Source organism: Bradyrhizobium sp. ORS 375, from assembly GCF_000239775.1.
Lineage (GTDB): Bacteria > Pseudomonadota > Alphaproteobacteria > Rhizobiales > Xanthobacteraceae > Bradyrhizobium.
Genome location: NZ_CAFI01000399.1, coordinates 1 through 2,223 on the forward strand (window position 1 = coordinate 1; position 2,223 = coordinate 2,223).

Sequence of the window (2,223 nt, forward strand, 5' to 3'; positions counted from 1 at the left end):
TCGATTGATCGAGGGCTCCGGTCGATCGCAGGACTCGGGCGTGATCCGCCGCGAGACGGCGAATGCGCGTGCGCTGTTTGAAGCGTGGATAGCAACGAGCCATCTCTCCGCCTCGGGCCAGAGCACAGGCCCTGTCGGTGGTTGTCCTCGCGCCGTTTTCGTTCCCCAGGACATGATGAAGTTTCGGCCATCTGGAACCGGAACTACAGGCGATCCCTCGGTGTTGAGCGGGCACCTTGAACCACTGGAGGAGAGAATGATGAGGACCCGTCTTGCCGTTTCGCTGATCGCCACCTCGCTGCTGGCGTCGACTGCGGCGTTCGCCCAGTCGACCACCGTCGAAGGCGCTGCGAATGGCGCGGCCGCCGGTGGCGCCGTTGCCGGTCCGGTAGGCGCCATGGTCGGCGGCACCGTCGGTGCGGCCGTCGGTGCCGGCCTGGAGATCCCGAATGCGGTGATCAACTCGATCGACGCCGAGCGTGCGCCGTCCGTCGTGGTGCGTGAGCGCGTCGTGGTCGGCGAGCCGCTGCCGGATACGGTCGAGCTGCGGCCGGTGCCGCGCTACACCGAGTATCGCTACGCCGTGGTGAACGATCGCCGCGTGATCGTCGATCCGCGCACCCGCCGCGTGATCAAGATCATCGAGTGATCTGACGGATGATACGAGCAGGGGCCTCGCTGCGGCAGCAGCGGGGCCCCGTTGCGTTCAGGTGGTCTGCGGGCGGAGCTGCCGCGCCAGCCAGTCGAGCCCGGCCGCGACACCAAAGCCGATGCAGGCCGCCGCGGCGTCGACGATGAAATCCTCCAGTCGCGCATGCCGTCCCGGCGCCCACAGCTGCGCGAGCTCGAGCAGGCCGATCAGGCCGACGGCCAACGTCGCCACCGCCAGCCGGCGGCTGCGATAGGCGATGCCGAAGGCAAGGCCGAGGAGGATGAAAGCCAGCGCATGCTCGCCATCCTGGCCCAGGTGTGAATGCGGACGATAGTTGGGTGGTCCCAAGGTCGCGAAGGCGACGGCTGCGGCGAGGAGCCAGGCCGTGACACGAAGTACTGTTTTCATAACCGACTGCTTAGCATGATCTGGGCCACGGGCCCCGCTCACACCGGCTTGAGCCGGAGGTGTAGTTAACGGCGCCGGCGACGAAACGCCGATCTTAACCCGGCCAACCGGGCCAGTTGATGGCGTTTCGTGGTCCTGGGCAGGGTGAGTGCTGCGACACTCGTTCGCCGGTCAGATCGGTATCCTGACGCCGAGCCCCTGCATGAAGCGCTCGCGGATCTGCGCCGGATCGCGACGCGTGGCTCCGACGCCCGGCTTGTCGTCGATTTTCGCCGCAATCAGCATCGGGCCTTGTGTGTCCAGCGCGGCATCGACCAGGCGTTCGAAATCGGCCTCGTCCGCTGCCCAATGGCTGGACGCGATGCCGCAGCCTGCGGCAATGCCCACGATGTCGGCCCGCATGGCCGGCGTCGGCTGGCTGCCGGTGATCTGGTAGATGCCGTTGTCCATCACGATGATGGTCAGATTGCTCGGCGCCAGGCTCGCGATCGTGGTCAGGCAGCCCAATTGCATCAGCAGCGAGCCGTCGCCTTCGAGCGCGAACACGCGGCGCTGCGGCTGCGCCAGCGCAACGCCGAGCGCAATCGGGCAGGCGAGACCCATGCTGCCGAGCATGTAGAAGTTCTGCGGCCGCGGGCCGGCCGCCCACAGGTCGAAATTGGTGTTGCCGATGCCGCCGATCACGGCCTCCTCGTGCGCGAGCTTGGCAACAAGCCGGCAGGTGAGGTCGTGGCGGTTCATGATCTTGGTGTTGGGGAGAGCCGTGCTCATGCGAACACCTTTCCGCCGGTGAGCAGTGGCGACAGGATCAATGCCACCGGTGCCTGCGTGGCGACCGCCTGCTTGATCGAGCGGTCGACGGTGAATTCGAGCTCGTCGAGCCGGGTCATGGTGTGATGCTCCATCGCCAGCGCATCGAGCACCGGCCGCATCGTCCGGCACACCAGCGACTGGCCGAGATTGAACTCGCCGAGCGTGCCGCGCTCGGAGACCAGCATGATCAGCGGGATCTGGCAGGGCACGACCAGCGAGGCGAGCGCGTTCGGCAGGGTCGCGAAGCCGGAGGTCTGCATCAGCAGCGCGCCGCGCCGGCCGCCCATCCACGCGCCGGCGAGGATGCCCACCGCTTCCTCCTCGCGCGCGGTCGCAAACGTCGTGAAGAA

4 protein-coding genes are annotated in these 2,223 nt (G+C 67.3%); 1 reads left to right on the forward strand and 3 read right to left on the reverse strand.

The window, feature by feature from the left end:
- Nucleotides 1-259 precede the first annotated feature (259 nt).
- Nucleotides 260-649, forward strand: a complete 390-nt coding sequence (locus tag BRAO375_RS26690) for a DUF1236 domain-containing protein (RefSeq protein ID WP_009030550.1) — start codon at nt 260-262, stop codon at nt 647-649.
- A 57-nt stretch (nt 650-706) separates the two neighbouring features.
- On the opposite strand, the gene BRAO375_RS26695 is transcribed toward BRAO375_RS26690, so the two are convergent.
- From BRAO375_RS26695 to BRAO375_RS26705, 3 genes are all read right to left on the reverse strand, one after another.
- Nucleotides 707-1,060, reverse strand: a complete 354-nt coding sequence (locus BRAO375_RS26695) for a VanZ family protein (RefSeq protein WP_009030551.1) — start codon at nt 1,058-1,060, stop codon at nt 707-709.
- Between the two features lie 171 nt (nt 1,061-1,231).
- Nucleotides 1,232-1,831, reverse strand: coding sequence for a thiamine pyrophosphate-dependent enzyme (locus tag BRAO375_RS26700; protein WP_009030552.1), 600 nt, complete (start codon nt 1,829-1,831; stop codon nt 1,232-1,234).
- Nucleotides 1,828-2,223: decarboxylase (locus BRAO375_RS26705; protein ID WP_035642412.1), on the reverse strand; the 396-nt coding region annotated here is incomplete at its 5' end. The genes BRAO375_RS26705 and BRAO375_RS26700, both read right to left, overlap by 4 nt.

Excerpts from the sequence above, each read along its gene's own strand:
- BRAO375_RS26695 (WP_009030551.1), bottom strand. The coding sequence starts at position 1,060 with ATGAAAACAGTACTTCGTGTCACGGCCTGGCTCCTCGCCGCAGCCGTC.
- BRAO375_RS26700 (WP_009030552.1), bottom strand. The coding sequence starts at position 1,831 with ATGAGCACGGCTCTCCCCAACACCAAGATCATGAACCGCCACGACCTC.
- BRAO375_RS26690 (WP_009030550.1), top strand. The coding sequence starts at position 260 with ATGAGGACCCGTCTTGCCGTTTCGCTGATCGCCACCTCGCTGCTGGCG.